General features: G+C 67.2%; 23 protein-coding genes. 6 read left to right on the top strand and 17 right to left on the bottom strand.

Annotated elements, in window-relative coordinates; genetic code table 11:
- The first annotated feature begins 146 nt into the window (after positions 1-146).
- From mutS to katG, 3 genes are all read left to right on the top strand, one after another.
- A complete protein-coding gene (gene mutS, locus HH110_RS12820) occupies positions 147-2,702 on the top strand; it encodes a DNA mismatch repair protein MutS (RefSeq protein WP_176990135.1) in 2,556 nt (851 codons plus the stop codon).
- A 204-nt stretch (positions 2,703-2,906) separates the two neighbouring features.
- Positions 2,907-3,512: a DUF937 domain-containing protein gene (locus HH110_RS12825; protein ID WP_176990028.1), complete on the top strand. Its 606-nt coding sequence runs from the start codon at positions 2,907-2,909 to the stop codon at positions 3,510-3,512.
- A 203-nt stretch (positions 3,513-3,715) separates the two neighbouring features.
- Positions 3,716-5,950, top strand: a complete 2,235-nt coding sequence (gene katG, locus HH110_RS12830) for a catalase/peroxidase HPI (RefSeq protein ID WP_176990029.1) — start codon at positions 3,716-3,718, stop codon at positions 5,948-5,950.
- Between the two features lie 69 nt (positions 5,951-6,019).
- Here katG and HH110_RS12835 read toward each other — a convergent pair whose 3' ends face one another.
- Entirely contained in the window at positions 6,020-6,424 is a 405-nt protein-coding gene (locus HH110_RS12835; RefSeq protein ID WP_176990030.1) for an RNA-binding S4 domain-containing protein, read from the bottom strand.
- Positions 6,417-6,578: a hypothetical protein gene (locus HH110_RS12840; RefSeq protein ID WP_241696564.1), complete on the bottom strand. Its 162-nt coding sequence runs from the start codon at positions 6,576-6,578 to the stop codon at positions 6,417-6,419. Before HH110_RS12840 ends, HH110_RS12835 begins: the two co-directional genes overlap by 8 nt.
- 244 nt (positions 6,579-6,822) lie before the next feature.
- Between HH110_RS12840 and HH110_RS12845 the strand changes: the two genes are divergently transcribed.
- Positions 6,823-8,310 carry an MATE family efflux transporter gene (locus HH110_RS12845; protein ID WP_176990031.1) on the top strand — a complete coding sequence of 496 codons (1,488 nt, stop codon included), beginning with the start codon at positions 6,823-6,825 and terminating at the stop codon, positions 8,308-8,310.
- Here the strand turns inward: HH110_RS12845 and HH110_RS12850 are convergent.
- The 9 genes from HH110_RS12850 to ffh form a co-directional block, all read right to left on the bottom strand.
- A complete protein-coding gene (locus HH110_RS12850) occupies positions 8,307-8,684 on the bottom strand; it encodes a DUF6404 family protein (protein ID WP_176990032.1) in 378 nt (125 codons plus the stop codon). The two genes, HH110_RS12845 and HH110_RS12850, sit on opposite strands and share 4 nt — an antisense overlap.
- An 85-nt stretch (positions 8,685-8,769) precedes the next feature.
- Positions 8,770-9,177, bottom strand: coding sequence for a 50S ribosomal protein L19 (rplS, locus tag HH110_RS12855; protein WP_019184486.1), 408 nt, complete (start codon positions 9,175-9,177; stop codon positions 8,770-8,772).
- A gap of 154 nt (positions 9,178-9,331) precedes the next feature.
- Positions 9,332-10,090, bottom strand: a complete 759-nt coding sequence (trmD, locus tag HH110_RS12860; RefSeq protein WP_176990033.1) for a tRNA (guanosine(37)-N1)-methyltransferase TrmD — start codon at positions 10,088-10,090, stop codon at positions 9,332-9,334.
- Between the two features lie 5 nt (positions 10,091-10,095).
- A complete protein-coding gene (rimM, locus tag HH110_RS12865; protein ID WP_176990034.1) occupies positions 10,096-10,608 on the bottom strand; it encodes a ribosome maturation factor RimM in 513 nt (170 codons plus the stop codon).
- Between the two features lie 43 nt (positions 10,609-10,651).
- Positions 10,652-10,912 (bottom strand): 30S ribosomal protein S16, encoded by a 261-nt coding sequence (rpsP, locus tag HH110_RS12870; RefSeq protein ID WP_017356068.1) that lies wholly within the window; start codon positions 10,910-10,912, stop codon positions 10,652-10,654.
- 127 nt (positions 10,913-11,039) lie between these two features.
- Entirely contained in the window at positions 11,040-11,828 is a 789-nt protein-coding gene (locus tag HH110_RS12875) for an aminotransferase class IV (protein WP_176990035.1), read from the bottom strand.
- Positions 11,825-12,901, bottom strand: coding sequence for a nitronate monooxygenase (locus HH110_RS12880; protein ID WP_176990036.1), 1,077 nt, complete (start codon positions 12,899-12,901; stop codon positions 11,825-11,827). Before HH110_RS12880 ends, HH110_RS12875 begins: the two co-directional genes overlap by 4 nt.
- A gap of 76 nt (positions 12,902-12,977) precedes the next feature.
- The gene (locus HH110_RS12885; RefSeq protein WP_176990037.1) at positions 12,978-13,412 is read right to left on the bottom strand and encodes a hypothetical protein; all 435 of its coding nucleotides are present in this window, start codon (positions 13,410-13,412) and stop codon (positions 12,978-12,980) included.
- A 105-nt stretch (positions 13,413-13,517) separates the two neighbouring features.
- A complete protein-coding gene (ffh, locus tag HH110_RS12890; protein WP_176990038.1) occupies positions 13,518-14,897 on the bottom strand; it encodes a signal recognition particle protein in 1,380 nt (459 codons plus the stop codon).
- A gap of 130 nt (positions 14,898-15,027) precedes the next feature.
- Here ffh and HH110_RS12895 point away from each other — a divergent pair, with 130 nt between their 5' ends.
- A complete protein-coding gene (locus HH110_RS12895; protein ID WP_176990039.1) occupies positions 15,028-15,822 on the top strand; it encodes an inner membrane protein YpjD in 795 nt (264 codons plus the stop codon).
- A 76-nt stretch (positions 15,823-15,898) separates the two neighbouring features.
- On the opposite strand, the gene HH110_RS12900 is transcribed toward HH110_RS12895, so the two are convergent.
- The 3 genes from HH110_RS12900 to radA all read right to left on the bottom strand — a co-directional run bounded on the left by HH110_RS12900 (position 15,899) and on the right by radA (position 21,701).
- Positions 15,899-18,205, bottom strand: coding sequence for a hypothetical protein (locus tag HH110_RS12900; RefSeq protein ID WP_176990040.1), 2,307 nt, complete (start codon positions 18,203-18,205; stop codon positions 15,899-15,901).
- 35 nt (positions 18,206-18,240) lie between these two features.
- Entirely contained in the window at positions 18,241-20,100 is a 1,860-nt protein-coding gene (locus tag HH110_RS12905) for an ATP-binding protein (protein ID WP_176990041.1), read from the bottom strand.
- Positions 20,101-20,321: 221 nt separating this feature from the next.
- Positions 20,322-21,701, bottom strand: coding sequence for a DNA repair protein RadA (radA, locus tag HH110_RS12910; RefSeq protein ID WP_088432155.1), 1,380 nt, complete (start codon positions 21,699-21,701; stop codon positions 20,322-20,324).
- Between the two features lie 148 nt (positions 21,702-21,849).
- Here radA and HH110_RS12915 point away from each other — a divergent pair, with 148 nt between their 5' ends.
- Positions 21,850-23,913: a bifunctional diguanylate cyclase/phosphodiesterase gene (locus HH110_RS12915; protein ID WP_176990042.1), complete on the top strand. Its 2,064-nt coding sequence runs from the start codon at positions 21,850-21,852 to the stop codon at positions 23,911-23,913.
- A gap of 84 nt (positions 23,914-23,997) precedes the next feature.
- On the opposite strand, the gene cyoD is transcribed toward HH110_RS12915, so the two are convergent.
- The 3 genes from cyoD to cyoB are packed head-to-tail and all read right to left on the bottom strand — an operon-like array spanning position 23,998 to position 26,983.
- Positions 23,998-24,348: a cytochrome o ubiquinol oxidase subunit IV gene (cyoD, locus tag HH110_RS12920; protein WP_121043457.1), complete on the bottom strand. Its 351-nt coding sequence runs from the start codon at positions 24,346-24,348 to the stop codon at positions 23,998-24,000.
- On the bottom strand, positions 24,348-24,989 hold the full coding sequence (gene cyoC, locus HH110_RS12925) for a cytochrome o ubiquinol oxidase subunit III (RefSeq protein ID WP_046272182.1): 642 nt from the start codon (positions 24,987-24,989) through the stop codon (positions 24,348-24,350). The genes cyoD and cyoC overlap by 1 nt, the downstream gene beginning before the upstream one ends.
- The gene (gene cyoB / locus HH110_RS12930; RefSeq protein ID WP_176990137.1) at positions 24,986-26,983 is read right to left on the bottom strand and encodes a cytochrome o ubiquinol oxidase subunit I; all 1,998 of its coding nucleotides are present in this window, start codon (positions 26,981-26,983) and stop codon (positions 24,986-24,988) included. Before cyoB ends, cyoC begins: the two co-directional genes overlap by 4 nt.
- Positions 26,984-26,990: the final 7 nt, after the last annotated feature.

A 26,990-nucleotide genomic window follows, 5' to 3' on the forward strand; every position in this document is an offset into this window, starting at 1 on the left:
CCTACCATTCAGTCAGCCAACCGTTTAGGTGCGCAGGCCGCAGCCGCAGCTGCGGCCCTCCCCTACAATGTGGAGTCCGGCCTGCCCAAGGCCCCGCCACCGATGGACCCCGCGTGACCCAGAAGCCCGCCGAACACACCCCGCTGATGAAGCAGTTCTTCGCCGCCAAGTCCGATTACCCGGACCTGCTGCTCTTCTTCCGGATGGGCGACTTCTACGAGCTGTTCTACGACGACGCCCGCAAGGCGGCGCGGCTGCTGGACATCACCCTGACCCAGCGCGGCAGCTCGGGCGGCGCCCCGATCCCGATGGCCGGCGTGCCGGTGCATGCCTACGAAGGCTACCTGGCGCGGCTGGTCGCGCTGGGCGAGTCGGTGGCGATCTGTGAGCAGATCGGCGATCCGGCGTTGGCCAAAGGCCTGGTCGACCGTAAAGTGGTGCGCATCGTCACCCCCGGCACCGTCACCGATGAGGCGCTGCTGGACGAGCGCCGCGATACGCTGCTGATGGCGCTCTCGCGAGGGAAGAACGGCTATGGCCTGGCCTGGGCCGACCTGGCCGGCGGCCGATTCCTGGTCAACGAAGTCGATTCGGACGATGCGCTGGAGGCCGAGCTGGCCCGCCTGGAGCCGGCCGAGCTGCTGGTGCCTGATGAAGAGAACTGGCCCGCCTTCCTGCAGTACCGCAATGGCATCCGCCGTCGCGCGCCGTGGCTGTTCGATGCCGACAGCGGCCGCCGACAGCTGCTGAGTTTCTTCAAGCTGCACGACCTGACCGGCTTCGGGATCGACGACAAGCCACGGGCCACCGCCGCGGCCGGCGCCCTGCTCGGCTATGTCGAAGAGACGCAGAAACAGCGCCTGCCGCACCTGACCGCGATCGCCACCGAAACCGCCAGCGAAGCCATCGCCATGAACGCGGCCACGCGCCGGCATCTGGAGTTGGACACGCGCGTCGATGGCGATACCCGCAACACCCTGCTCGGCGTGCTTGATACCACTGTGACCCCGATGGGCGGTCGCCTGCTGCGGCGCTGGCTGCACCGCCCGCTGCGCCTGCGCGAGGTACTCGTGCATCGCCACGATGCGGTCGCCACGCTGATCGATCGCGGCGCCGAGGGCGACGTGCGCGACGCCTTCCGTGCACTGGGTGATCTGGAACGCATCCTCACCCGCGTGGCCCTGCGCTCGGCGCGCCCGCGCGATTTCTCCACGCTGCGCGATGGCCTGGGCCTGTTGCCCGAGGTGCGCGCGGTGCTCGCACCGCTGGATTCTCCGCGCCTGGTCGCGCTGCACGATGCACTGGGCTCGCATGACGAGTGCGCGCACCTGTTGGCCAGCGCGATCGCGCCGACGCCGCCGCTGAAGCTCAGCGATGGCGGTGTGATCGCCGAGGGCTACGATGCGGAACTCGACGAGCTGCGCCGCCTGTCCACGCATGCCGACCAGTTCCTGATCGACCTGGAACAACGCGAGCGCATCAGCAGCGGCATCGCCACGCTGAAGGTCGGCTACAACCGCGTGCACGGCTATTACATCGAGATCAGCAAGGGTCAGTCCGAGAAGGCGCCGGTGCATTACACGCGCCGCCAGACGCTGACCAATGCCGAGCGCTACATCACCGAAGAACTGAAGTCGTTCGAAGACAAGGTGCTGTCCGCACGCGAACGCTCGCTGACCCGCGAGAAATTCCTGTACGAGCAGCTGCTCGACATCCTCGCCAGCGGGCTGGAGCCGCTCAAGCAGTGCGCCGCCGCCCTGAGCGAACTGGACGTGCTGGCCGGCTTCGCCGAGCGCGCGCAGGCACTGGACTGGGCGCGGCCGGAACTGGAGACCGCCCCCTGCCTGAAGATCGAGCGGGGCCGTCATCCGGTGGTCGAAGCGGTGCGCGAGCAGCCCTTCGAGCCGAACGACCTGGACCTGCATCCGGACCGTCGCATGCTGGTGATCACCGGCCCGAACATGGGCGGTAAATCCACCTACATGCGCCAGAACGCCCTGATCGTGCTGCTGGCCCACATCGGCAGCTTCGTGCCGGCCCGGCGCGCGGTGATCGGCCCGATCGACCGCATCCTGACCCGCATCGGCGCCGGCGACGATCTGGCCCGCGGGCAGTCGACTTTCATGGTCGAGATGGCCGAGACCAGCTACATCCTGCACCACGCCAGCGCACAGTCGCTGGTGCTGATGGACGAGATCGGCCGCGGCACCTCGACCTACGACGGCCTGGCCCTGGCCGACGCCGTCGCGCGGCATCTGGCCTACCAGAACCGCTGCTACACGCTGTTCGCCACGCACTACTTCGAGCTGACCGCACTGGCCGACGAACAACACGAAGGCGGCGCCAGCGGCATCGCCAACGTGCACCTGGATGCGGTGGAGCATGGCGACGCCCTGGTGTTCATGCACGCGGTGAAGGACGGTCCGGCCAACCGCAGTTTCGGCCTGCAGGTGGCCGCGCTGGCCGGCCTGCCGAAGTCGACCGTGGCCCAGGCGCGGCGTCGCCTCGCCGAGTTGGAACAGCGCAGCCACGAGACCCAGTCCGCGGTGGTCGCGGCGCAGGCGCTGGATGCACCGCAGCAGTTCGGGCTGTTCAACGCGCCGAACACGGCCGCGCAGGATGCGCTGGCCGCGATCGATCCGGACGAGCTGACCCCGAAGCAGGCACTGGAAGCACTGTACCGGTTGAAGACGCTGCTCTGAAGGAGCGTCCGGGCTGGCCACGACCAACGGTCGTGGCCTACCACGGCGGTGCGGTAGTGCCGGCCGCTGGCCGGCTCCACACGGAACCGGTAGCACCCGACCGTTGGTCGGGTGGGCGCATCCCACCCGCGTGAATTCTTCGCATTCCCGTAGTGAACGCAGCGCTATGCTCGGCCGGTTCCCATCCCTGCCCTGGAGTCCGCCGTGAATACCGAATCGCTTGCCGCGTCCCTCTTCCAGCAGCTGCAGCAGGGCCAAGGCCTGCAGCAGGTGTCCCAGCAGCTCGGCATCGACCAGAACCAGGCCAGCGGCGCGATCGGCGCGGCCCTGCCGCTGCTGCTCGGCGCGATGGGCCGCAATGCGCAGGAACCGCAGGGTGCACAGGCCCTGCTCGGTGCCCTGCAGCGTGACCACGCCCCCGCCAGCAGCGGCGGCTTCGATCTGGGCGGTCTGCTCGGCAGCGTGCTTGGCGGAGGCGGCGGCAATGCCACCAATGGCGCCGGCATCCTCGGCCACGTGTTCGGCGGCAACACCGAGCGCGCCACCCAGGGCCTGAGCCAGGCCACGGGATTGGACAGCAGCAAGACCAGCCAGCTGCTCGCCATCCTGGCGCCGATCGTCATGTCCTATCTTGCCCAGCGCTTTGCCAGCGGCGGCAACCCGAACCAGCTCAGCCAGGTCCTGGGCCAGGAAGCACAGAGCGCCAACAGCGGCGGCCTGCTGACCTCGGTGCTGGACCAGGACGGCGATGGGCAGCTCGGCGTAGGTGACCTGCTCAAGCTCGGTGGCGGTCTGTTCGGCAAGCGCTGAGGACAGGCGCTGGAAATAGCCTGCGCCTATCGCATTGGTTGATTCATTCAAATGTACTGAATGAACGACAGTGTCTAACGTGTGGGTACGCCTTCACATCGCGGCGCCCCACGCCCGCATTCGCAGGCACCACGTTTCCGACGTCGCCATCGCCTCCCCCGCGCCGGTGGTTTCCACGTTCGCCAGTCCACAGGTAGATACCCATGAAAAGCGAAGCCAAGTGCCCGTTCAACCACGCCCTCGTCGGCGATGCCACCACCAACCGCGACTGGTGGCCCAAGCAGCTGCGGGTGGACCTGCTCAACCAGCACTCGACCCGCTCGCATCCACTGGATGAGACGTTCGACTACGCCCAGGCCTTCAAGGGGCTGGACTACGCCGGCCTCAAAGCCGACCTCAAGGCCTTGATGACCGACTCGCAGGACTGGTGGCCCGCCGACTTCGGCCATTACGGCGGCCTGTTCGTGCGCATGGCGTGGCACAGTGCCGGCACCTATCGCATCGGCGATGGGCGTGGTGGCGCCGGCCGCGGCCAGCAGCGCTTCGCTCCGCTCAACAGCTGGCCGGACAACGTCAGCCTGGACAAGGCACGCCGCCTGCTGTGGCCGATCAAGCAGAAGTACGGCCAAGCGATCTCCTGGGCCGACCTGCTGGTGCTGACCGGCAACGTCGCGCTTGAATCGATGGGCTTCAAGACGCTGGGCTTCGCCGGTGGCCGCCCGGATACCTGGGAACCGGACCAGGATGTGTACTGGGGCCGCGAAACCACCTGGCTCGGCGGCGATGTTCGCTATGCGCATGGCTCCGAAGGCGTGCAGGAAGACCACGGCGTGCTGGTCTCCGATGATGACGCTGACGGCGACATCCACTCGCGCGACCTCGAGAATCCGCTGGCGGCGGTGCAGATGGGCCTGATCTACGTCAATCCGGAAGGCCCGGACGGCAACCCCGATCCGCTCAAGGCGGCGTTCGACATCCGCGACACCTTCGGTCGGATGGCCATGGACGATGAGGAGACTGTCGCCCTGATCGCCGGTGGCCACAGCTTCGGCAAGACCCACGGCGCCGGCCCGGCCGACAATGTCGATGTCGAACCGGAAGCGGCCGGGCTGGAAAGCCAGGGCCTGGGCTGGGCCAACAGGTTCGGCACCGGCAAGGGCGGCGACACCATCACCAGCGGCCTGGAAGTGACGTGGACGCGCACCCCGGCGCAGTGGAGCCATGACTTCTTCGAGATCCTGTTCGGGCACGAGTGGGAGCTGACCAAGAGCCCCGCTGGTGCGCACCAGTGGGTCGCCAAGGACAGCGAGGCGATCATTCCCGACGCGCACGATCCGTCGAAGAAGCACCGCCCAACCATGCTCACCACCGATCTGTCGCTGCGCGTCGATCCGGCCTACGAGAAGATTTCGCGCCGCTTCCTGGCCGACCCGCAGGCCTTCGCCGATGCCTTCGCCCGGGCGTGGTTCAAGCTGACCCACCGCGACATGGGCCCGCGTGCACGCTATCTCGGCCCTGAGATTCCGGCCGAAGAATTCGTCTGGCAGGATCCGGTGCCGGCGGCACCGCAGACCACGCTGAGCGCGCAGGACATCACCACGCTGAAGCAGCAGATCGCGGCCGCCGGGCTGAGCGCGGGCGAGCTGGTCTCCACGGCTTGGGCATCGGCCTCCACCTTCCGCGGCTCGGACAAACGTGGCGGCGCCAACGGTGCACGTGTGCGCCTGGCCCCGCAGAAGGACTGGGCGGTCAACCAGCCGCAGCAGCTCGGCAAGGTGCTGGCCGTGCTGGAGAAGATCCAGGCCGGCTTCAAGGGCGACGGCGGCGCGCAGGTCTCGCTGGCCGACCTGATCGTGCTGGCCGGCAATGTGGGTGTCGAACAGGCGGCCAAGGCCGGTGGCCATGAGGTCAGCGTGCCGTTCAACCCCGGCCGCACCGATGCCAGCCAGGCGCAGACCGATGTGGAGTCGTTCGCGGTGCTGGAGCCGTATGCCGACGGGTTCCGCAACTACGTCAAGGGCCGCTACAGCGTGCCTGCCGAAGCGCTGCTGATCGACCGTGCGCAGCTGCTCACGCTGACCGCGCCGGAGATGACCGCACTGGTCGGTGGCCTGCGGGTGATCGGTACCAACGTCGGCGGGAGCACGGACGGCGTGTTCACCGATCGCGTCGGTACGTTGAGCAACGACTTCTTCGTCAACCTGCTCGACATGCGTACGCAGTGGGTCGCCCACGGCGATGGCTACAGCGGCCGCGACCGCAGCACGGGCGCGCCGCGCTGGAGCGGCAGCCGGGTGGACCTGGTGTTCGGCTCGAACTCGGTGCTGCGTGCACTGGCCGAGGTCTATGCCAGCGCGGACGGTGAGAAGAAGTTCGTCCGTGACTTCGTGGCCGCCTGGGCGCGGGTGATGGAGCTGGACCGCTACGACCTGCGTTGAGGCGACGTCGCGCGCAGAAACAAAGACCGGGCCCATGGGCCCGGTCTTTTCATGTGCGCCGCATGCAGATCACAAGGCGTCCAGATCGCCCAGCGCACGGATCAATCGACGCGCACGCTTGTCCGGCTTGTGCTCCGGCGGCTGGTACCCGTTCTTCGCCGCGGCGCGCTGCAGGCGCAGTTCCGCCCGGCGTGCCAGGGAGGCCTCGCTCTCGGCGTATAACTGCTGCGCCACCGGAGCGGGGCCGCGCATTTCGCTGAGCCCAAGCACCTGGATATCGAACACTTCATCGCCGCGGCTGATCTGCAGCGCTTCGCCCACGCGCACCGCGCGCGAGGATTTCGGGCGTTGCCCGGCCACATCGACCTTGCCCGTTTCGACCGCCTGTTTGGCCAGGCTGCGGGTCCGAAAGAACCGCGCGGCCCACAGCCACACGTCCAGCCGCACGGCGGCCACCGGTGTTGCGTCAGTCATGCTTCCTATCCAGCTCCACGGCATTGGCCGGTTGTCGGTTGAGGGGTTGCGGAGCGTCCGGCGTGCCACGACAACCGGTACCGCCGATCAGCGCCGGCCCCCCGGCATCCAGATCGCGGCGCTGGCTGCCGACCTGGCATTCCGGTCGGTCCATCGGGCGCACCTGCGTGTCACGCAGGCGCTCGTCCGTACTCGAACATGCGGTCAGCGAGGCGCCAATCAAGAGGGCCAGCGCGGCGGGGATGAACCGGTCAGCCGGGACGCTCTGTAGCCGGCCAGCGGCCGGCACTACGGGTGGAGCGGCGGACGTGCATTGAGACGCGGTGGTGCGCATCGCGATATCCCACTGACGGGCTTGATGCTAGTGTGCCGCTCTCTGAGCTCGATCTCCAGCGCACATGGCCAAAGCGCCGCTTGACCTGACCACCGGCCCCATCGGGCGCAATCTGTTCCTGTTCGCCCTGCCGATCCTGGCCGGCAACATCGCCCAGTCGATGAACGGCTCAGTCAATGCGATATGGGTCGGCCGCTTCCTTGGCGAGGCAGCGCTGACCGCCACGGCGAACGCCAACAACATCATGTTCTTTTTGATCGGCTCGGTGTTCGGGATCGGCATGGCCGCCTCGATCCTGATCGGCCAGTCGATGGGTGCGCGCGATCTGCCCCAGGCCCGGCGCGTGATGGGCACCAGCGCGACCTTCTTCATCGGCCTGTCGGTCGTGATCGCGATCGCCGGCTGGTGGCTGTCGCACCCGCTGCTGGCGGCGATGGGCACGCCCGCCGAATCCCTGCCGCTGGCCGAGGCCTACCTGCGCATCATCTTCCTGGCGATGCCAACCCTGTACGCCTTCGCCTTCCTGAGTTCGGCGCTGCGCGGCGTGGGCGATTCACGCACGCCGTTCCGCTTCCTGCTGCTCTCGGTGGTGCTGGATATCGGCTTCAACCCGCTGCTGATCTTCGGCATCGGCCCCTTCCCGCAGCTCGGCATCGCCGGCGCGGCCTGGGCCACGCTGATCGCGCAGACCCTTTCGCTGCTCGGCCTGCTCTGGTACATGCGCAACAAGCGCCACGTGCTGTGGCTGGGGCGCAAGGACATGGCGCTGTTCAAGATCGACGGCGAAATCCTGCGTGCCCTGGTGGTCAAGGGCGTGCCGATGGGTCTGCAGATGGTGCTGATCTCGCTGTCCATGATCCTGATGATGACCATGGTCAACAGCTACGGCACCGACACCGCCGCCGCATATGGCGCCTCACTGCAGCTGTGGACGTACGTACAGATGCCGGCAATGGCGATCGGCGCGGCGTGCTCGACCATGGCCGCGCAGAATGTCGGCGCGCAGCGCTGGGACCGCGTGCGCGGCACCGCGCGCAGCGGCGTGCTCTACAACTTCCTGCTGACCGGCGTGCTGATCCTGCCGCTGATCCTGCTCGACCGCTACACGCTGGCCCTGTTCCTGCCCGAGGGCAGCCAGGCGCTGGAAGTGGCGCGCCACCTCAACCACATCGCGGTGTGGTCGTTCCTGTTCTTCGGCGTGAACTTCGTGATCTCCGGCGTGGTGCGCTCGACCGGCGCGGTGATTCCGCCGCTGCTGATCCTGGCCGCCTCGCTGTGGGGCATCCGCGTGCCGTTCGCCGAACTGCTGCAGGACCGCTGGGGCGCCGATGCGGTGTGGTGGAGTTTCCCGGTCAGCTCGTTCTGCGCGATGCTGATGTCGCTGGCGTATTACCGCTGGGGCGGCTGGCGCAAGGCGCGCATGCTGCCCAGCCACCGCGAGGAACTGGCCGCACCGGCCGAGGTCCCCGCTTCGCCCCCCTCGCCCGTGGCGGACCCGAACCCGACCACGCCGCTCCAGCCGGCCCCGGCAGGCACCGCACGGCCGGATTAGGCCGCAGGGCCCCGCAGCAGGGTCTTCCAGGCGGGCAATTGGTAGCGGCGCCGCTGGTGCTGCATCAGCAGCGCCATCAGCACGCCGAACAACAGCCCGGCCATGACAGCACTGCCGATGGTGATACCCAGCGTAAGTGAGCCAAGGTCCAGCACCAGCCACATCAAGGCACGCCACAACACGCCCCACAACACGCCGAACAGCCCGCCCATCACGAACAGGTTGGCACTGAAGCTGGCAAGCAGCGGCGGCGGCACGCGCAGCCCCATGCGCCACAGCAGCCGGTGCATCGGCGGCGCACGCATGCCGGCAGGCACGTTGGCGTCGGCCATGGCCTGCAAGGCGTTGCGAACGTCAGCGGGATAACGGTCCATGTGCTTCTCCATCACGAGGCCACAAATGCAAACGGCCACCCGAAGGTGGCCGTTTGAGGCGACAACCGGAGTTGTCGGCCGGGTATTACTGGGCAGCCTTGGCAGCCAGGCGCGCGGCCTTGGCCTGCGCAGCAGCAGCCAGATCTTCCTTGATGCGGGCAGCCTTGCCTTCCAGGCCACGCAGGTAGTACAGCTTGCCGGCGCGGACCTTACCACGACGCTTCACTTCGACCGAGTCGATGATGGCGCTGTGGGTCTGGAAAACGCGCTCGACGCCGTAGCCGTGCGAGATCTTGCGGACGGTGAACGCGGAGTTCAGGCCGGCGTTCTTGGTGCCGATGACGACGCCTTCGTAAGCCTGGACGCGCTCACGGTTGCCTTCCTTCACCTTCACGTTGACGACGACGGTGTCACCCTGGCTGAACTTCGGCAGCTCGCGGGTGATCTGGGCGGATTCGAAGTCCGAGAGGATGGATTTGTTCAGCTTGCTCATGGGTGCACCGATAGTGTTCGGGTGGTCGTGTCGTTCGACAACGTGGGCTCATGCAGTCACCGGACTGTGCTGCACGTTTTTTTGTAGGGATCCTACCAACGGGCCCAAAAGGCCGATGGCAATCCCGGATTGTAAACAAGATTCCGCCCCCGCGCTAGGGGGTCGGATCCTTGGCCACGGCCTGCCGCGCCTGCTCCAGCAGGAGGCGGTCGGCCTTGGACAACTGCCCTTCGTCGAGCAGGTCCGGCCGCCGCAGCGCCGTGCGCAGCAGCGACTGCTGCCGGCGCCAGCGGGCGATGGCGGCATGGTTGCCCGAGCGCAGCACATCGGGGACGGTACCCCATTCATGCTGGGCCGGATGGCTGTAATGCGGGCAGTCCAGCAGACCCTGCGGGCCTTCGAAACTGTCCTGGGCGGCCGATTCGGCATCGCCGAGGGCCCCCTCCTGCAGCCGGGTCACTGCATCGACGATCACCGCCGCGCCCAGCTCACCGCCGGACAGGACGTAATCGCCGAGCGAGATTTCCTCGGTGACCTCGGCCTCGAGGAAGCGCTCATCGATGCCTTCATAACGGCCACAGAGCAGGATCATCCGCGGCAGCGCCGCCAGCTCGCGGACCTTGGCCTGGGTCAGCGGCTTGCCCTGCGGACTGAGGTAGATCACCGGCGCGGGCGCCGGATCGGCCGCTTTCGCGGCCGCCAGGCAGGCCCGCAGCGGTTCGATCAGCATGACCATGCCCGGGCCACCCCCGAATGGACGGTCGTCCACCCGGCGGTAGTTGCCTTCGGCATAGTCACGCGGATTCCAGCCGTGCAGTTCAAGCAGGCCGCGCTCAGCGGCACGGCCGACCACGCCCAGCGCGGCCGACTGCGCCATGAACTCGGGGAACAACGTGACGACGTCGATACGCATCCGGCCTAGAACTCCGGATCCCAGTCGACCACGATCAGGTTGGCCTCGAAATCCACCGAGACGACGAACTCGGGCTGCACGAACGGAATCATCCGCTCACGATCACCCTGCACCACGAGCACGTCGTTGGAGCCGGTCGAGAACAGGTGCGAAGCCCGCCCCAGCTCAACGCCATCGACGGTGCGCACCTGCAGACCTTCCAGATCGACCCAGTAATACTCGTCGGGCTTCGGGGGCGGCAGTGCACTGCGTGCGACATAGACTTCGGTCCCGTACATCGCCTCGACCACATCGCGGTCGGTGATGTCGGGAAACACGGCCACGAGATGCTTGCCGGACTGACGTCCGCGCGCACCGGTGAGCGTGCTCTCCTGGCCGGCGGGGGTCCGCAGGATCCAGGGCTGGTAGTGGAAAATGGCGGTACGCGGCTCGGTCCAGGACTCGAGCTTGATCTCGCCTCGCACACCAAAAGCGCCGACAATCCTGCCCAGCAGGATCCGGCGCTCGGTATCTTTCATCTGTATGGACCGAATGGGCCGCGGCAGGCGCGGCCCGTCAGGATCAGGCCGCGGAGGCCTGGGCCTTGGTCGCTTCCTTATACAGGTTGCGAACCTTGTCGGTCATCTGGGCGCCGTTGGCGACCCACTTGTCGACCAGCGGCAGGTCCAGCACGATGCGGGACTCGGCACCCTGGGCAACCGGGTTGTAATAACCGACGCGCTCGATGTTGCGGCCATCACGGGCGCTGCGCGAGTCGGTCACGATGATGTGGTAGAACGGACGCTTCTTGGCGCCGCCGCGGGTCAGTCGAATCTTGACCATGGTGTTGTTTCCTCAATTGCCCAGTCGCCAGGATGGCGCGGTAAGCCGGCGATTATAGCGGCGGCCTCCGGTCATTCCAAGCCTGTGAAGACCGGGAAAGCTGAACAGGGCCTGCAGATCCGGCGGCTCAGGCCACCAGCGGCTGCCAGGCCACTGCCCCCAGCACCTGCCTGGCCTTGGCGCACAGCGCTTCCGAGTTCGCCAGCACGATCCCATTGATCGCCGAGATCGGCCAGACGCCGGCTGCGTTGCAGGCGATGGCGGCATCGAATCCGGGCAGGTCCGCCAGTGCGACAGGCCGCACCTGCTGGTCACCGCCCCACCCCGCCTGCAGCAGACGCTCATGGGTGCCGCGCAGGGCGGGCGCCTGCGGCCAGACCAGCGTGCTGCCCGAGGCGAACGCGATGTTCCAGGTGGTGCCTTCGCTGACAAGGCCGTCGTCGCCGACAAACAGCGCGTCATCCACCCCGGCCAGCAAGGCCTCCCGGCGATGCTGGAACAGCGCGAACGTACCGACATGCTTCACGTGCGGCAGCTCGCGCTGATAACGGACCGTCCGCAGTCGCCGCGCTATCGCCGGCAGATCGACCGGCGGCGCAACGGCCACCAGCACATCCACGGCGACGGGCTGCAGCGGCCGCCGGAAATCGAACTGGCGCGAAAACACGGTCACCCGCAGCGAGGCATCGACCGCACCTTCGGCCTGCAGCGCGTCGTGCATCCAGGCGAGCGCCTGCAGCGGGTCCAGTGCGGTGCCGAACAGTTCACGCGTGCCCGCCTGCAGGCGCTGCAGATGCAGATCCAGGCCCTGCACCGCGCCTTTGCGCACCTGCAGCGAAGTGAAATGGCCATAGTTGGTGAGTGCACCGGCAAGATCATCGGCGCTGGCGGCGCGGCCATTGCAGTAGAGCGTCATCCGAGCAGCGCCCTCGCATCGGACCACATCTGCTGCAGCACCTCGGCCGCCGGGCGTGCCGGGGCCATCCACGCGGACTGCCCGGCCCAGGCCTGCATTGCATCGACGTTGTTGTCGCGGCCCGCCTGCGCGCGCATCGGCGCGGTCAGCCCACGCTGCACCGGATAGGGCCGCGGCTGTGGTGCGTCAGGAGAAGCAGCGGCGCGCACATACGCCGTCGCCAGGCCACGCCCGAGGCGGCCACTGAAGGCGCGCGTCGGCCAGGTATCTTCCGGCTCGGCCTCGGCCAGCGCCTGCGACCACGCCGGATTCAAGCGGCACTCCGGGGTACGCAGGAAGGCCGTGCCGACCTGCACCGCGCTCGCGCCCAGCGTCAGTGCCGCCGCGATGCCACGACCGTCGGCGATGCCCCCGGCAGCGATGACCGGGATCTCCAGGCGGTCGGCCACCCGCGGCAGCAGCGCGAACAGCCCGACCAGTTGGCGCTCGGCCGCCTCCGGATTGAACGCGCCACGGTGGCCGCCGGCTTCGAAGCCCTGTGCGACCACGGCATCGGCGCCGGCGGATTGCGCGGCCAGCGCTTCAGACAAGGTCGTGGCGCAGGCGATCCAGGCGATGCCCACGTCTTTCAGGCGCTGGACCTGTGCCGCCGTGAACACCCCCATGATGGTCGACGCCACCGCTGGGCGCGCCTGGATCAGGGCATCGAACTGCGCATCGAAATCGGCCGGCCCCGCATCGGCGGCACTGGCCGGCACCTCCGGGCCCCACTGCGCCAGGAAGCGGCGTGTCGCGGCTTCAGCATCGGCATCGCGCGACGGCAGCGGATCCGGAATCCAGACATTGACCTGCGCCGGGCCGGTGGACTGCGCGCGGAAATCGGTCATCCACGCCACGATGTCCTGCGGCTGCGACAACACCGCGCCCATCGCGCCCATGCTGCCGGCGTTGGCCAGCGCGGCCGACAGCGGCACCGGGCAGGCGCCGGCCATCGGCGCCAGCAGGATCGGGGCCTGCAATGCAAAACGCCGACAGAAGCTGTCGGCGCGTTCGAGAACCGGGGAACCATTCACGCGCGGCGCACCTGTGGAAGGAGACGGTGCCAGCATACGCCGCACCGTCCCTGCCCGGAATGCACGCCCGCAGGACTCAGCGCGCTGACAGTGCGTAGGTGCGCACCAGCTGGCTGTCCATTTCCTCGTTGAAGGTGAAGGTCACATAGCGTGCGTCATCGGCGGCGAACTCCTCCTCGACCACCGACCGGCCGATTTCGGTGCCCTCTCCATCCAGCGCGCGCGCCACCAGTTTGCCCTTGAACGGCTTGTCGGCAACCACATAGACAGCGGCATTCTTGGAGCCCATGCCACGGCTCTTGCCCTGGGTCACCGTCAAGCCACGCGCGGCCAGCGCCGGGTCAGCCTGCAGGGTCACGGTCATCCGCTTGTCCACACCTTCGCCCAGCCCGGCGACGAAATCGGCGGCGGTCCCGCTGATCGCACTGCCGGCCTTCTGCGATACAGAAGCATCGTCTTTGCAGGCGGCCAGGGACAGGACGAGCGCCATCACCACGATCGACTTTTTCACGAACATTCCCTTGATAGTTCAAGCGAACCAGTGAATCAGCCGGCCGGACCCGCTACAAGAGGCAAATCCAGCACCCGATGACGCTTGCAACCTCTATTGCCCTTCTCAGCGGAACGGCATGCCGCCGCGGCCGCCCATGGCGCCCATCATCCCCTTCATGCTGCGCATCATGCCCTTCATGCCGCCGCCGGCCATCTTGCTCATCATCTTTTCCATCTGCTGGAACTGCTTCATGAGCTTGTTGACGTCGGCCGGGGTCAGGCCGGAACCACGGGCGATGCGGGCGCGGCGCGAGCCGTTGAGCAGGCCCGGGTTGCGGCGCTCTTTCTTGGTCATCGAGTTGATGATCGCGATCATGCGCGGCACTTCCTTGCCCTGGCTGACCTGCTGCTTGAGGTGCTCGGGGATCTGGCCCAGGCCCGGCAGCTTGTCCATCAGGCCGCCGATGCCGCCCATGTTCTGCATCTGCTCGAGCTGGTCGCGCATGTCGTTCAGATCGAACTTCTTGCCCTTGGCGACCTTCTCGGCCAGCTTCTGCGCCTTGTCCTTGTCGACCTGCTGCTCGACCTGCTCCACCAGCGACAGCACGTCGCCCATGTCCAGGATGCGGCTGGCGATACGGTCCGGGTGGAACACGTCCAGGCCGTCGGGCTTTTCGCTCACGCCGACGAACTTGATCGGCTTGCCGGTGATGTAGCGCACGCTCAGCCCGGCACCGCCGCGGGCGTCACCGTCGGTCTTGGTCAGCACCACGCCGGTCAGCGGCAGCGCGTCGCCGAAGGCCTTGGCGGTGTTGGCGGCATCCTGGCCGGTCATGGCGTCGACCACGAACAGCGTTTCGGCCGGGTTGACCGCGGCGTGCAGCGCCTTGATCTCGGCCATCATCGCTTCGTCGATGGCCAGGCGACCGGCGGTATCGACGATCAGTACGTCGACGAACGACTTGCGGGCGTCATCGATCGCGGCGCGGACGATGGCTTCCGGCTTCTGGTCGGCGGTGGACGGGAAGAACAGCACGCCGACCTGGTCGGCCAGGGTCTTGAGCTGCTCGATCGCGGCCGGTCGGTAGACGTCGGCCGAGACCACCATCACCTTCTTCTTGCGCTTTTCCTTCAGGTGCTTGGCCAGCTTGCCCACCGTGGTGGTCTTGCCCGCACCCTGCAGGCCGGCCATCAGGATGATCGCCGGCGCCGGCACGTTGAGGTTCAGGTCCGACGCGGCCGAGCCCATGACCGCGGTCAGCTCGTCGCGCACGACCTTGATCAGCGCCTGGCCCGGGGTCAGCGACTTGAGCACTTCCTGGCCGACCGCGCGCACCTTGATGCGTTCGACCAGCGCCTGCACCACGGGCAGCGCGACGTCGGCTTCGAGCAGCGCGATGCGGACTTCGCGGGTGGCCTCGCGGATGTTTTCCTCGGTCAGGCGACCGCGGCCGCGCAGCCGCTCGATGGTGCCGGAGAGGCGCTGGGTCAGGGACTCGAACATGGAAGCGACCTGTTCAGAACAAAAGACAATGAGACCGCCAGTATAACGGTTCCGCCCGGACTCCCGGACCGGCCCTGCCTGCGGCCCGCCGGGCATCGCCAGCACCCCGGGGGTATGCGAAACTGACACGATGACAATCGTTCTCATCGCGACCCTGCTGTACCTGACCGCCACCGGCCTGCTGGTGCGCGCGGTCGTCCGCGATGATGCGGTGACCTCACCGGCCTGGCTGTGGCCGGCGCTGCCGGCGATGCTGCTGCACGGCGGCTATCACGTGCTGGTGGCGATGCGCACCAGCGGCGGGCCGGACATGCACTTCTTCGCCGCCCTGTCGCTGGTCGGCCTGGGCATGGCGTGGCTGACCTCGCTGGTAGCCGCGCGCGGGCGCATGGCCGCGCTGGGGGTCCTGGTGTTCCCGATGGCCGCGGCCGTGCTGTGGATCTATCACGCCTACGGCCATGCACCGAGCCGGCCGCTGGGCTGGCAGCTGGCCACGCATGCGTGGATGGCCCTGCTTGCGTACGCCACCCTGAGCGTGGCCGCCTTGCTGGCGATCATGCTGTGGCTGCAGGAGCGCGCCCTGCGCCGCCGCGATTTCCGCCCGTGGCTGCGCGCCCTGCCCCCGCTGGCCGACCTGGAAGCGCTGCTGTTCCGGGTGATCGCCGTCGGCTTCGCACTGTTGACGCTGACGCTGGTCACCGGCGTGCTGTTCGTCGATGACCTGCTGGCCCAGAAGCTGGTGCACAAGACGGTGCTGAGCATCCTGTCCTGGGTCGTGTTCGGCACCCTGCTGATCGGCCGCCGCCGCTATGGCTGGCGCGGCGCGAAGGCCGTGCACTGGACCCTGACCGCGATGGCGCTGCTGCTGCTGGCGTTCTTCGGCAGCCAGTTCGTGATCGAGCTGGTGTTCGGGCGCACCCGATAGAGGCGTGCCGACCAACGGTCGGCACCCACCCGTGGACCGCATGCCGATCGTTGGTCGGCATGCGGCCCGCCGGGGCTTACAGACCGTAGCGTTCGATGGCCTCCAGGTGGCGCTGCGCGTCCTGGTTGCAGGCTTCTGCCAGGCGCAACCAGCACATCGGGTGCGTCCACGCGGCGGTGGCCTCCACCAGGAAGCGGTGCAGTGCCAGCGGTGGCTGGTCATGCGGCTGCGCAAGGGTGAACAGGACGCCGGGCAGATGGCCGCCCTCGGTGTCCGGATCGGTCAGCTGATAATCATCGCGACTGTGCTTCCACAGCTTCCAGCCACGCGCCTCGACCGCCTCGGTGAAAGCGTTCCACGCCGCCTCGCCCGGGTCCACGCCATCGATCAGCCAGCTTGCCGCGTAGCCACCACTTTCCAGCGTATGCACCTCGGCATAGGTCGGCATGAAGTGCTCGCGCTCGGCCTCGTCTTCCGGCGCCGCGTGTACCAGTTCGGCGTCGAAGACCACCCAGTCGTCCACCCGTTGGGTGCGGTTGGCCGGGGCATTCTCGATGATGCGCGCGGTCACCGGTCCGGTACGGCGGGCGTAGTACTCGATCGGCTCGCCGCCATCCATGCAGCGGATGATGACCCAGCCGAAATTCTCCTCCACCGGCCCGTCCGTGCTCTCCAGTTCCATGCCGATGGCAGCGGCCGAGTGGCGCACCGCCGGCCAGTCGCGCGCGGCGCTGGCTGCGGTCATGTGGTCCCAATGCGCACTGCGCGGCTCCTCCAGTACCTCGGTGAGGTGGCGGTAGTGCTGCGCGGCCTCCTCGAAACGCTTGGAAACCAGGTACGAGGAGGCAAGCATGCCACGTGCGCCGTGCGACCCTGGCGACAGCGCCAGCAGCGCAGTGACCGCCTGTTCCAGTGCCGCCCAGTCGGACAGACGCCGGGCCAGCTGCGCCTGGCACCAGAGGGCGAATACCGGCACTGTCACCTCGTAGTGGCGGACCAGGCGTAGCAGCCCGGCTTCATCACCGCGCTGGGTCAACAGTCGCATCAGCGAATACGCGGGCTGGGCGTCTTCTTCCGGATGGCGCTCCACGAATGCCCAGAGCAGCGCGATGGCATCGTCGTCAGCGCCACAGGCGCTCAGTGCCGAGGCGGCGGTGTCCACCAGCGCGGCGTCATCGGGCCGCTCTGCCACGCCCTGCAGCAGCCACTCCGCTTCGCGCTCGGGATCGCGCGACTGGCTTGCCTCGCCCTGCGCGGCCAGCCAGTCGAGCAGTTCCGCGGCGGGCACAGGGAGTGCGGCCGCGGCCGGCGCGGCATCGATGCGCGCGGCCATGTCCGCCACCTGCTGGGCCGCGCCGCGGTCCTGGCGCAACTGGCCGAGATGGCGGCGGGCAAGTGCCAGATGCCGACGTGCTACCCACCCTGCCCCGCGCTGCAGCGCCATCTCCACGCACAGCCCGGCGATCTCGATCACGAAGCGGTGCGCGCCGACGTCGGAAAAGTGCGCCAGGGTGGCGTTGAGACGGCTGCCCAGATCCCAGCTGTTGCGTTCCGGCGACGCCCGCACCAGCAGCGCGACCACGTGCGCCCACATGCGCCGGTAGTTCGGCGACAACTGGCCGAACGGCACCAGCGAGGCCAGCGCCTCTTCATCGCGGCCCAGCTGTGCCAGCGCCCAGGCCTTGGACAGCCTGCGGGGCACGGTGCAGTTGGCGGGTTCGTAATTCCCTTCGGCAGCGACCTCCCCTTCGCGCTGCTCGATCAGTGCCAACGCCTCGGCGGCGCGGCCACTGGCGAGCAGGATCTTGATGCGCGTTTCCGGGAAGCTGTCGTACACCGTGCCACCGTGCGCCAGGACGGTGCCGGCCTGCACGTCCAGGTACGTCAGCGCCTCGTCGGCGCGGCCATCGTCGAGCAGCGCGTCGGCCTTCTCGCAGCTCAGGCACTGGAAGCATGCCCAGCTCGGATCCACCCGCGACAGCGTCTCTTCGCACACCTCCACACGCTCGGGCACCCAGCCCGGACCGTCGATGTTGCCGTAGCAGGCGGCCAGGTCCTGGGTAACGCAGACCGACTGCGGGCATTCGGCCGTATCGGCGCGATGCGCGCGTTCGAACAGCGCCACCGCATCGGCCAGTGCCGATTCGCCTTCAACCCGGTTGCCGACCCGGTTGCGCATTTCCCAGTGGCCGACAAATACGTCAAGCCAAGGATTGCCCAGGGTCTTGCCCAGCGCACGCGCCTCGGGCAACAGCGCATCGACACGGTCCATGCGCAATTCGCAGACGTCGTCGGTGAGCCGCGTCAGCAGCTGCGCACTCTGCGGCTGCCCGGCTTCGCCCAGGTCGTCCTGCAGCTTTTCCACCCAATTCCAGATATCCATGCGGTCTCAGCGTCCTAGTGTGTCGAAATGGAGAGTCAGCGCGGCGCCTGCAGCATCTGCTGCAGGGCCACGGCGATGTCGGCAAATGCGCGGTTGAGATCGCCGCTGCCGGTGCCGGCATCCTGCGCACGCCCCTGCGCACTGACGATGATCTTCAGCGAACGCAGCAGACGCGCAGCGGCCTCGGCCTGCGGGTTGCCGCTGCGCATCGCCGCCAGCAATGCCTGTACCGCGGGGTTGTCCAGGTTGATGTACAGGCGCGACACCTCGCGCGCGGCGATGCGCGCGGTGAACTGGCGCGCCAGCCGCAATGCCGCCATCGAGACGCGCTTGTCGTTGTCATCGTCTTCGAGGCGGCGCTTGAGTTCGGCTTCGCGGTCGGGCACCACCACCACCGGCAGCTCGATCGGGCTGAAATGCGCAGGCAGCAGCTGCTCGCCATCGCCCAGGTGCTGCTGAAGCCATGCGATGTCGGCCTCGGGCAGGCTCCCGGCCTTGAACAGCGCGCGGTTGCCCTGCTCGGTGCCCAGCTCGACCAGGCGCATGCCCTTGGCCTGCGCCCAGCGCCGCAGGAACGGCACCACGGCGTAGCGATGACCATGCGCGACAGGAACGCCCATCGCCCGGAAAAGCATTTCCTCGAAGCCGCCGCCGCTGTCCAGGATCACATGCAGCGCGCCGCGTGAGGGCAGCTCGCTGGCTTTCATGTCGCCCTGCGAGGTCGGCAGGCGCACGTGCTCCATCAGAAGCTGGAACAGGCGCTCATCGCACAGTGCCGCGCCGAGCAGCGCTTCGTTGTGGCGGGCCAGGACCCGGCGCCATGCCTCCGGCTGCTGGCGCGCCACCTCGGCCAGGCCTTCGATCAGGGCTTCGCCCAGCGCATGCTGGACCGAGCGGTAGGCCTCGTCGCGCTGCAGGTCTTCGCGGCTGGCAGTGGGGGTGAGGCGGTTGGACTCGATCACCCCGCCGATGAACCCGGCCCACGGCGGCAGCAGGTCGCGCGCGTCGTCGTCAAGCAGCATGCCGCGCACGAACACGGACAGGTTGCGGTTGTCGCTGGTGCCATAGGTGGCACCGTCCTGCACCCACAGCAGGCCCACGCCATCGCTGCCGGGCGCGGCGCGCACGGGCACGGCGCAGATGGGTTCGAAGTTGCGCTCGAAGCGCGCGGCGAATTCCACCGCGCGGCGCTGCGCCTGCAGCGGGTGCAGCACCACGCCATCGCGAGGGCGCCACGGTGGCGGCTCGGGGTTGATCGGCTGCGCATCGTGGCCGATGTAGATCGGTTCGCGCAGCAGCGCACAGTAGCGGCCGAGGATGTCGCGCAGATGCGCTTCCTGGGCCAGGTGCTGGAAGTCCGCGTGCAGCTCCAGCAGCACTTCGGTGCCGATCGCACGCGCCGGCATCGGCGACACGGTGTACTGCTCGGCGTTGCTGGACACATAGCAATGCCCAAGCGTCGGGGTCTGGTAGGACGTGGTGCGCAGCGTCACCCGTCGTGCCAGCACGAAGGCGGACAGGAAGCCCAGGCCGAACATCCCGATCAGGCCTTCATCGTCCTCACCGGTCTGGCGCAGGCCGCGGGTATAGCCCACGCCCACGGTAGCCAGGTAGTCGTGGATCTCGCGCTGGGTCAGGCCCGCGCCGGTATCGATGATGCGCACGATGCCGTTGCCCGCATCGCCATGCACTTCGATACGCCCCGGCTCGACCCAGTCGGGTTGCTCAAGGCGGCGGCGGACCAGGGAATCGTGCGCGTTCTGGACCAGTTCGCGCAGGGCGACCACCGGGGTGGAATACAGATGCTTGCCCAGAACCGTCATCAACCCATTGAGATCGACACCGGCACGACGGATTTCAGTGGCGCCGGCGGCTTCGAGGGTCGTCTCTTCCATGTAATCGTTTTCTCCGGGGTGCGTGCCCCGGCGTCGAAATGAGCCGGGGCGAGGAAGCGCCGGGAAAACTAGCACAGCCCTGTGTGATTGCGCCTGCGTCCTGGCGCCGACATCTAGGCCCTCACCTGCGCGCCGGGAAGGCCCGCAGCCTTGGCAGTAAAAGCCCCGAGTGCCCTTGCTTCACTGGGTGGCGGATGAACTGCAGCTGTGCGGCCTGCCATTCACAGCGCGTCGATCGCCTCCGACAGCCGCTCCACCGCGATCACCTCCATGCCCTTCACGCTGCCGGTCTTCGGCGCATTCGCCTTGGGCACGATCGCGCGCTTGAAGCCATGCGTGGCCGCTTCGCGCAGGCGGTCCTCACCGTTGGGCACCGGGCGGATCTCGCCGGACAGGCCGACCTCGCCGAACGCGATCGTCTTCTCGGCCAGCGGCCGGTCCTGCAGCGAAGACAACACCGCCAGCAGCACCGGCAGATCGGCCGCGGTCTCCTGCACGCGGATGCCACCCACTACGTTGACGAACACGTCCTGGTCGCCGACCAGCACCCCGCCGTGGCGGTGCAGCACCGCCAGCAGCATCGCCAGCCGATTCTGTTCCAGGCCCACCGCGACCCGGCGCGGGTTGGACAGCGGCGAGGCGTCCACCAGCGCCTGCACTTCCACCAGCAGCGGACGGGTGCCCTCGCGGGTGACCATCACGCAGCTGCCGGGCTGCTGGGTGCTGCCACCGGACAGGAAGATCGCGGAGGGATTGGAGACTTCCTTCAGCCCCTTCTCGCCCATCGCGAACACACCGAGCTCGTTGACCGCGCCGAAGCGGTTCTTGAACGCGCGCAGCAGGCGGAAGCGGCTGCCGCTCTCACCTTCGAAATAGAGCACCGCATCGACCATGTGCTCGAGCACGCGCGGGCCGGCGATGCCGCCCTCCTTGGTCACGTGGCCGACCAGGAACACGGCCGTGCCGGTCTCCTTGGCGAAGCGCACCAGCCGTGCCGCGCTCTCGCGCACCTGGCTGACCGAACCGGGGGCCGCGGTCAGCGATTCGGTCCACAGGGTCTGCACCGAATCGGCCACGATCAGCCGCGGCTTGGCCACGCTGGCATGCTGCAGGATCGCCTCGACCTGGGTTTCGGCCAGGGCGTTGACGTTGTCCAGCGGAAGATCCAGCCGCACCGCGCGGCCGGCGACCTGCGAGAGCGACTCCTCGCCGGTGATGTACAGCACCGGCAGCGACGCGGCCATCTTCGCCACCGCCTGCAGCAGCAGGGTGGACTTGCCGATGCCCGGATCGCCGCCGACCAGCACCACCGCGCCTTCGACCAGGCCGCCGCCGAGCACGCGATCGAACTCGCCGATGCCGGTGCTCACCCGCAGGTGCTCGGTCTGCTGCACGTCCTTGAGCGCCATGATCTTCGGCGCGTCGACCTTGCCGGCCCAGCCGGAACGGCGCGACGCCGGCGAAGACTTGGCGGGCGTGGCGCTTTCCAGCGTGATCTCGCTGAGCGTGTTCCAGACCCCGCACTCGGTGCACTGGCCCTGCCACTTGCTGTATTCGGCGCCGCATTCACTGCAGACGTAAGCGGTGAGTCGCTTGGCCATGTCCACTTCCGCTTCAGAATCGATGGGGCAGGATAGCCGAGCCGCGTCGCAGCAACCGAGACGCAGGGCGTACGCGCTCAAGATTCCGGCCCCGATGCCGATACTGCGGCGGGCCACTGCCCCTCCTTCAATCTCTCCAGGTTTCTCCATGACCGGCACCTACAGCCAGAGTCTTGTCGTCTTCTCGCTGCTGGTCGCCATCCTCGCCTCGTATACGGCCCTGGACATGGCCGGTCGCCTGGCCAGCACCCGTGGCCGGGTCGCCCGGTGGTGGCTGGCCGGTGGCGCAGGCGCGATGGGCCTGGGCATCTGGTCGATGCACTTCATCGGCATGCTCGCCTTCGATCTGCCGATCCCGGTCGGCTATGACCTGGCGATCACCCTCTACTCGCTGGCGGTGTCAGTCGGCGCCTCGGCCTATGCCCTGTGGCTGGTCTCGCGCGCGGAGCTGCCCTGGTCGCGCTTGTGTGCCGGCGCGGTGCTGCTGGGGCTGGGGATCGCGGCGATGCATTACCTGGGCATGGCCGCGCTGGAGATGCAGCCGGGCATCGACTACGACCCGCTGTGGTTCACCGCCTCGATCCTGATCGCCATCGGCGCGGCCGGTGCGGCGCTGTGGATCGCGTTCCGGCTGCGCCTGGAACAGCGCCGTCCGTTCCTGCTGCGCGGCGTGGCCTCGCTGGTGATGGGCCTGGCGATCGTCGGCATGCACTACACCGGCATGGCGGCGGCCACCTTCCCCGAAGGCGCGCTGTGCGGCGCGGCCTACGGCCAGGGGATCGATACCAAGTGGCTGGCGGTGCTGGTGATCGTCACCACGCTGGCCACGCTGGGGATCGCATTGATCGCCTCGGTGTTCGATCGCCAGATGCGTACCCGCACCGGCCTGCTCGCCGATTCGCTGGCCCAGGCCAACGAAAAGCTGATGCAGGCCGCCCTGCACGACCCGCTGACCCAGCTGCCCAACCGCATGCTGCTGCAGGACCGGATCGAACAGGCCATCGAAAAGGCACAGCGTCGGCAATTCAGCTTCGCGGTGATGTTCTGCGATCTCGATGGATTCAAGGCGATCAACGATGCCTACGGCCATCAGCTCGGTGACCAATTGCTGATCCAGGTCAGTGAGCGGATCACCGCGCTGCTGCGCGCGCAGGACACCTTCGCACGCCTGGGCGGGGACGAGTTCGTCATCGTGTTCCAGGTGGAGGATCCCGAAGACGCGGCCGTGGTTGCCGAACGCATCATCGCCAGCGTGGCCGAGCCCTTCGAGATCGACGCACTGGAACTGCAGGTCAGCGCCAGCCTCGGCATCGCGCTGTACCCCGCCGATGCCAGCACCGAGCGGGACCTGATGGCGCACGCCGATGCGGCGATGTACCACACCAAGGATTCGGGCCGGAACGGCTATACCTTCTTCACCCAGTCGCTCAACGTGAGCGCCAATCGTCAACTGAAACTGCTGCAGGAGCTGCGCAAGGCGGTCAGCCGCAGCGAGCTGGTGCTGCACTACCAGCCCAAGTTCCAGGCCAACGGGAATTCGCTGATCGGCGCCGAAGCACTGGTGCGCTGGCAGCACCCCGAGCTGGGCCTCCTCTCGCCGGATGCGTTCATTCCGATCGCCGAGCGCAGCGGACTGATCCTGTCCATCGGCGACTGGGTGCTCGACCAGGCCTGTGCGCAGCTGCGTCACTGGCACGATGCCGGGCACCCGGACTGGACCATGGCGGTGAATCTGTCGCCGCTGCAGTTCGGCTCCAGCACGCTGCTCGAGACTGTGCAGCGCACGCTGGACAAGCATGGGCTGGACCCGAAGCGGCTGACCCTGGAGGTCACCGAGACCACCGCGATGCGCGACGTGGAAGCGAGCCTGCTGATCCTGCACGGACTGACCGCGATGGGCGTGAACATCTCCATCGATGATTTCGGCACCGGCTACTCCAGCCTGCTCTACCTCAAGCGCATGCCGGCCACCGAGCTGAAGATCGACCGCGCCTTCGTACACGATCTGGAAGACAACGCCGAAGACGCCGCGATCGTCTCCTCGATCATCGCGCTGGGCCGCTCGCTGCAGCTGCAGATCGTCGCCGAGGGCGTGGAGACCGCCGGTCAGCGCCAGTACCTGAGCGACATGGGCTGCGATCAGCTGCAGGGGTATCACCTCGGGCGGCCGGTGGATGCCGCGGAGTTCATGCGGCTGGCGAAGGCGGCGTAACGCGCGGCACCATCGCCATCACATCGCCCAACAAAAAGGCCGCCCGAGGGCGGCCTTTCTGCGTGTGGCAACGTCGGAAAGACGTCAGTGCATCATGTGCACGTTCATGTTGTGCATGACCCACAGCGAACCGGCGACGATGATGCCGATCACCACGACGGTGAAGGCCGCCGCGCTGACGTTCCAGCGCTGTTCCGAGGAGCGGTCCAGGTGCAGGAAGAACACCAGGTGCACCAGGATCTGCAGCACCGCGGCAACGACGATGATGACGCCGGTGGTGAAGCGCGGCAGGTCGCCATGCATGACCGCCCAGAACGGGATGATGGTCAGCACGGCGGCCAGGACGAAGCCGATCAGGTAGGACTTGACGCTGCCATGGCTTTCGCCGGCAGCGCTGTGGCCATGATCGTGTGCGTGATTGTCATGTGCGGCCATTACAGCGCTCCATTCAGATAGACGACGGAGAACACGCCGATCCAGATCAGATCCAGGAAGTGCCAGAACAGGCTCAGGCACGCCATGCGGGTCTTGTTGGTCTGGGTCAGGCCGTTCTGCTTGATCTGGATGAACATGATCAGCAGCCACAGCAGACCCGCGCTCACGTGCAGACCGTGGGTACCGACCAGCGCGAAGAACGCCGACAGGAACGCACTGTGGTCCGGACCGTAGCCCTGATGGATCAGGTGGTTGAACTCCCACACTTCCATGCACATGAAGCCGAAGCCCAGCAGCCAGGTCAGGGCGAGCCATGCGTACATCTGGCCCACCTTCTGCTTGTGCATGGCGATCATGCCCAGGCCGAAGGTCAGCGAGGAGACCAGCAGCAGCGTGGTTTCCCAGGCGACGAAGGACAGTTCGAACAGGTCCTTCGGGCCGGGGCCACCGTCGGTGCCGCCGGACAGCACGATGTAGGTCGCAAACAGCGTGGCGAAGATGAGGCAATCGCTCATCAGGTACACCCAGAAACCGAAGACGGTATTGCCGCCGGTGTCGTGGTGCTCGTGGTCGTCATGGCCGTGGGCCGCCGCGTGCGCGGCGTGCCCATGGTTCATGGTGTTGGGGATAGTGGTGCTCATGCCTTCAGCTCCGATTTCACCAGGCCCTGCGCCACCAGGTGGCGACGGTGCTCATTCTCGATCCGCTCCACTTCCGCGGCCGGCACGTAGTAATCCACGTCCTTGTCGAAGGTGCGCCAGATGAAGGTGCCGATCATGCCGACCAGGCCCACGATCGCCAGCCACCAGATGTGCCAGATCATCGCGAAGCCGAACACCAGGCTGAAGGCGCCGATCACCACACCGGTGCCGGTGTTGCGCGGCATGTGGATGTCGGTGTACTTGGCCGGGCGTTCCCACGCCTCACCACGCTGCTTGCGCTCCCAGAACTCGTCCAGTTCGTTGACGCGCGGCAGCGAGCCGAAGTTGTAGAACGACGGCGGCGAAGAGGTTTCCCACTCCAGCGTACGGGCATCCCACGGATCGCCGGTCAGGTCGGCGGTCTTCTTGCGGTCGCGGATCGACACGGCGATCTGGATGATCTGGCACAGGATGCCGGCGCCGATGATGAAGGCACCGCACATGGCGATGATCAGCAGCGGCTGGTATTCCAGGTTCGGGTAGCTCTGCATGCGGCGGGTCATGCCCATGAAGCCCAGGATGTAGAGCGGCATGAACGCGACATAGAAGCCGATGAACCAGCACCAGAACGCACGCTTGCCCCAGGTTTCATTGAGGCGGAAACCGAACATCTTCGGCCACCAGTAGGTGATGCCGGCGAACATGCCGAACACCACGCCGCCGATGATGACGTTGTGGAAGTGGGCGATCAGGAACAGGCTGTTGTGCAGCACGAAATCGATGGCCGGGATCGCCAGCATCACGCCGGTCATGCCGCCGATGGTGAAGGTGACCATGAAGCCGATCGTCCACAGCACCGGGGTCGTGAACTGCACGCGACCGCGGAACATGGTGAACAGCCAGTTGAAGATCTTCACGCCGGTCGGGATCGAGATGATCATCGTCGTGATGCCGAAGAAGGCATTGACGTTGGCACCCGAGCCCATGGTGAAGAAGTGGTGCAGCCACACCAGGAACGACAGCACGCCGATGCAGGCCGTCGCGTAGACCATGCCCTTGTAACCGAACAGCGCCTTGCGCGAGAACGTGGCGATGACCTCGGAGAACACGCCGAAGGCCGGCAGGACCAGGATATAGACTTCCGGGTGACCCCAGATCCAGATCAGGTTGATGTACAGCATGGCGTTGCCGCCACCGTCATTGGTGAAGAAGTGCGTGCCGAGGTAACGGTCCAGGGTCAGCAGCACCAGGGTGATCGTCAGCACCGGGAAGGCGGCGATGATCAGCACGTTGGTGACCAGCGCGGTCCAGGTGAAGATCGGCATCTGCATCAGCTTCATGCCGGGCGTGCGCATCTTCAGAATGGTGATGAAGAAGTTGATGCCGCTCAGCGTGGTACCCAGGCCTGCTACCTGCAGGCCCCAGATGTAGTAATCGACACCTACCCCTGGACTGTATTCCTTGCCTGACAACGGCGGGAAGGCCAGCCAGCCGGTCTGCGCGAACTCACCGACACCCAGCGAGATCATCACCAGGCCCGCGCCCGCCACGAACAGCCAGAAGCTGAGCGAGTTGACGAACGGGAAGGCGACGTCGCGTGCGCCGATCTGCAGCGGCACGACGACGTTCATCAGGCCGGTGATCAGCGGCATCGCCACGAAGAAGATCATGATCACGCCGTGGGCGGTGAAGATCTGGTCGTAGTGATGCGGGGGCAGCACGCCCTCGTTGCCGCCGGCGGCCATCGCCTGCTGGATGCGCATCATGATCGCGTCGGCGAAGCCGCGCAGCAGCATGACGAAGGCGACGATGAGGTACATCACGCCGATCTTCTTGTGATCCACCGAGGTGAACCACTCTTTCCAGAGATAGCCCCACAGCTTGAACTTGGTGATCAGGGCCAGCACGAGCAGGCCACCGATCCCCGCGCCGATCAGCGTGGTGATGATGATCGGATCGTGCGGGATGTCGGCAAAGGTCAGTTTACCCAACAGATTCATG

The sequence above is a fragment of the Stenotrophomonas sp. SAM-B genome (assembly GCF_013387485.1).
Lineage (GTDB): Bacteria > Pseudomonadota > Gammaproteobacteria > Xanthomonadales > Xanthomonadaceae > Stenotrophomonas > Stenotrophomonas maltophilia_AA.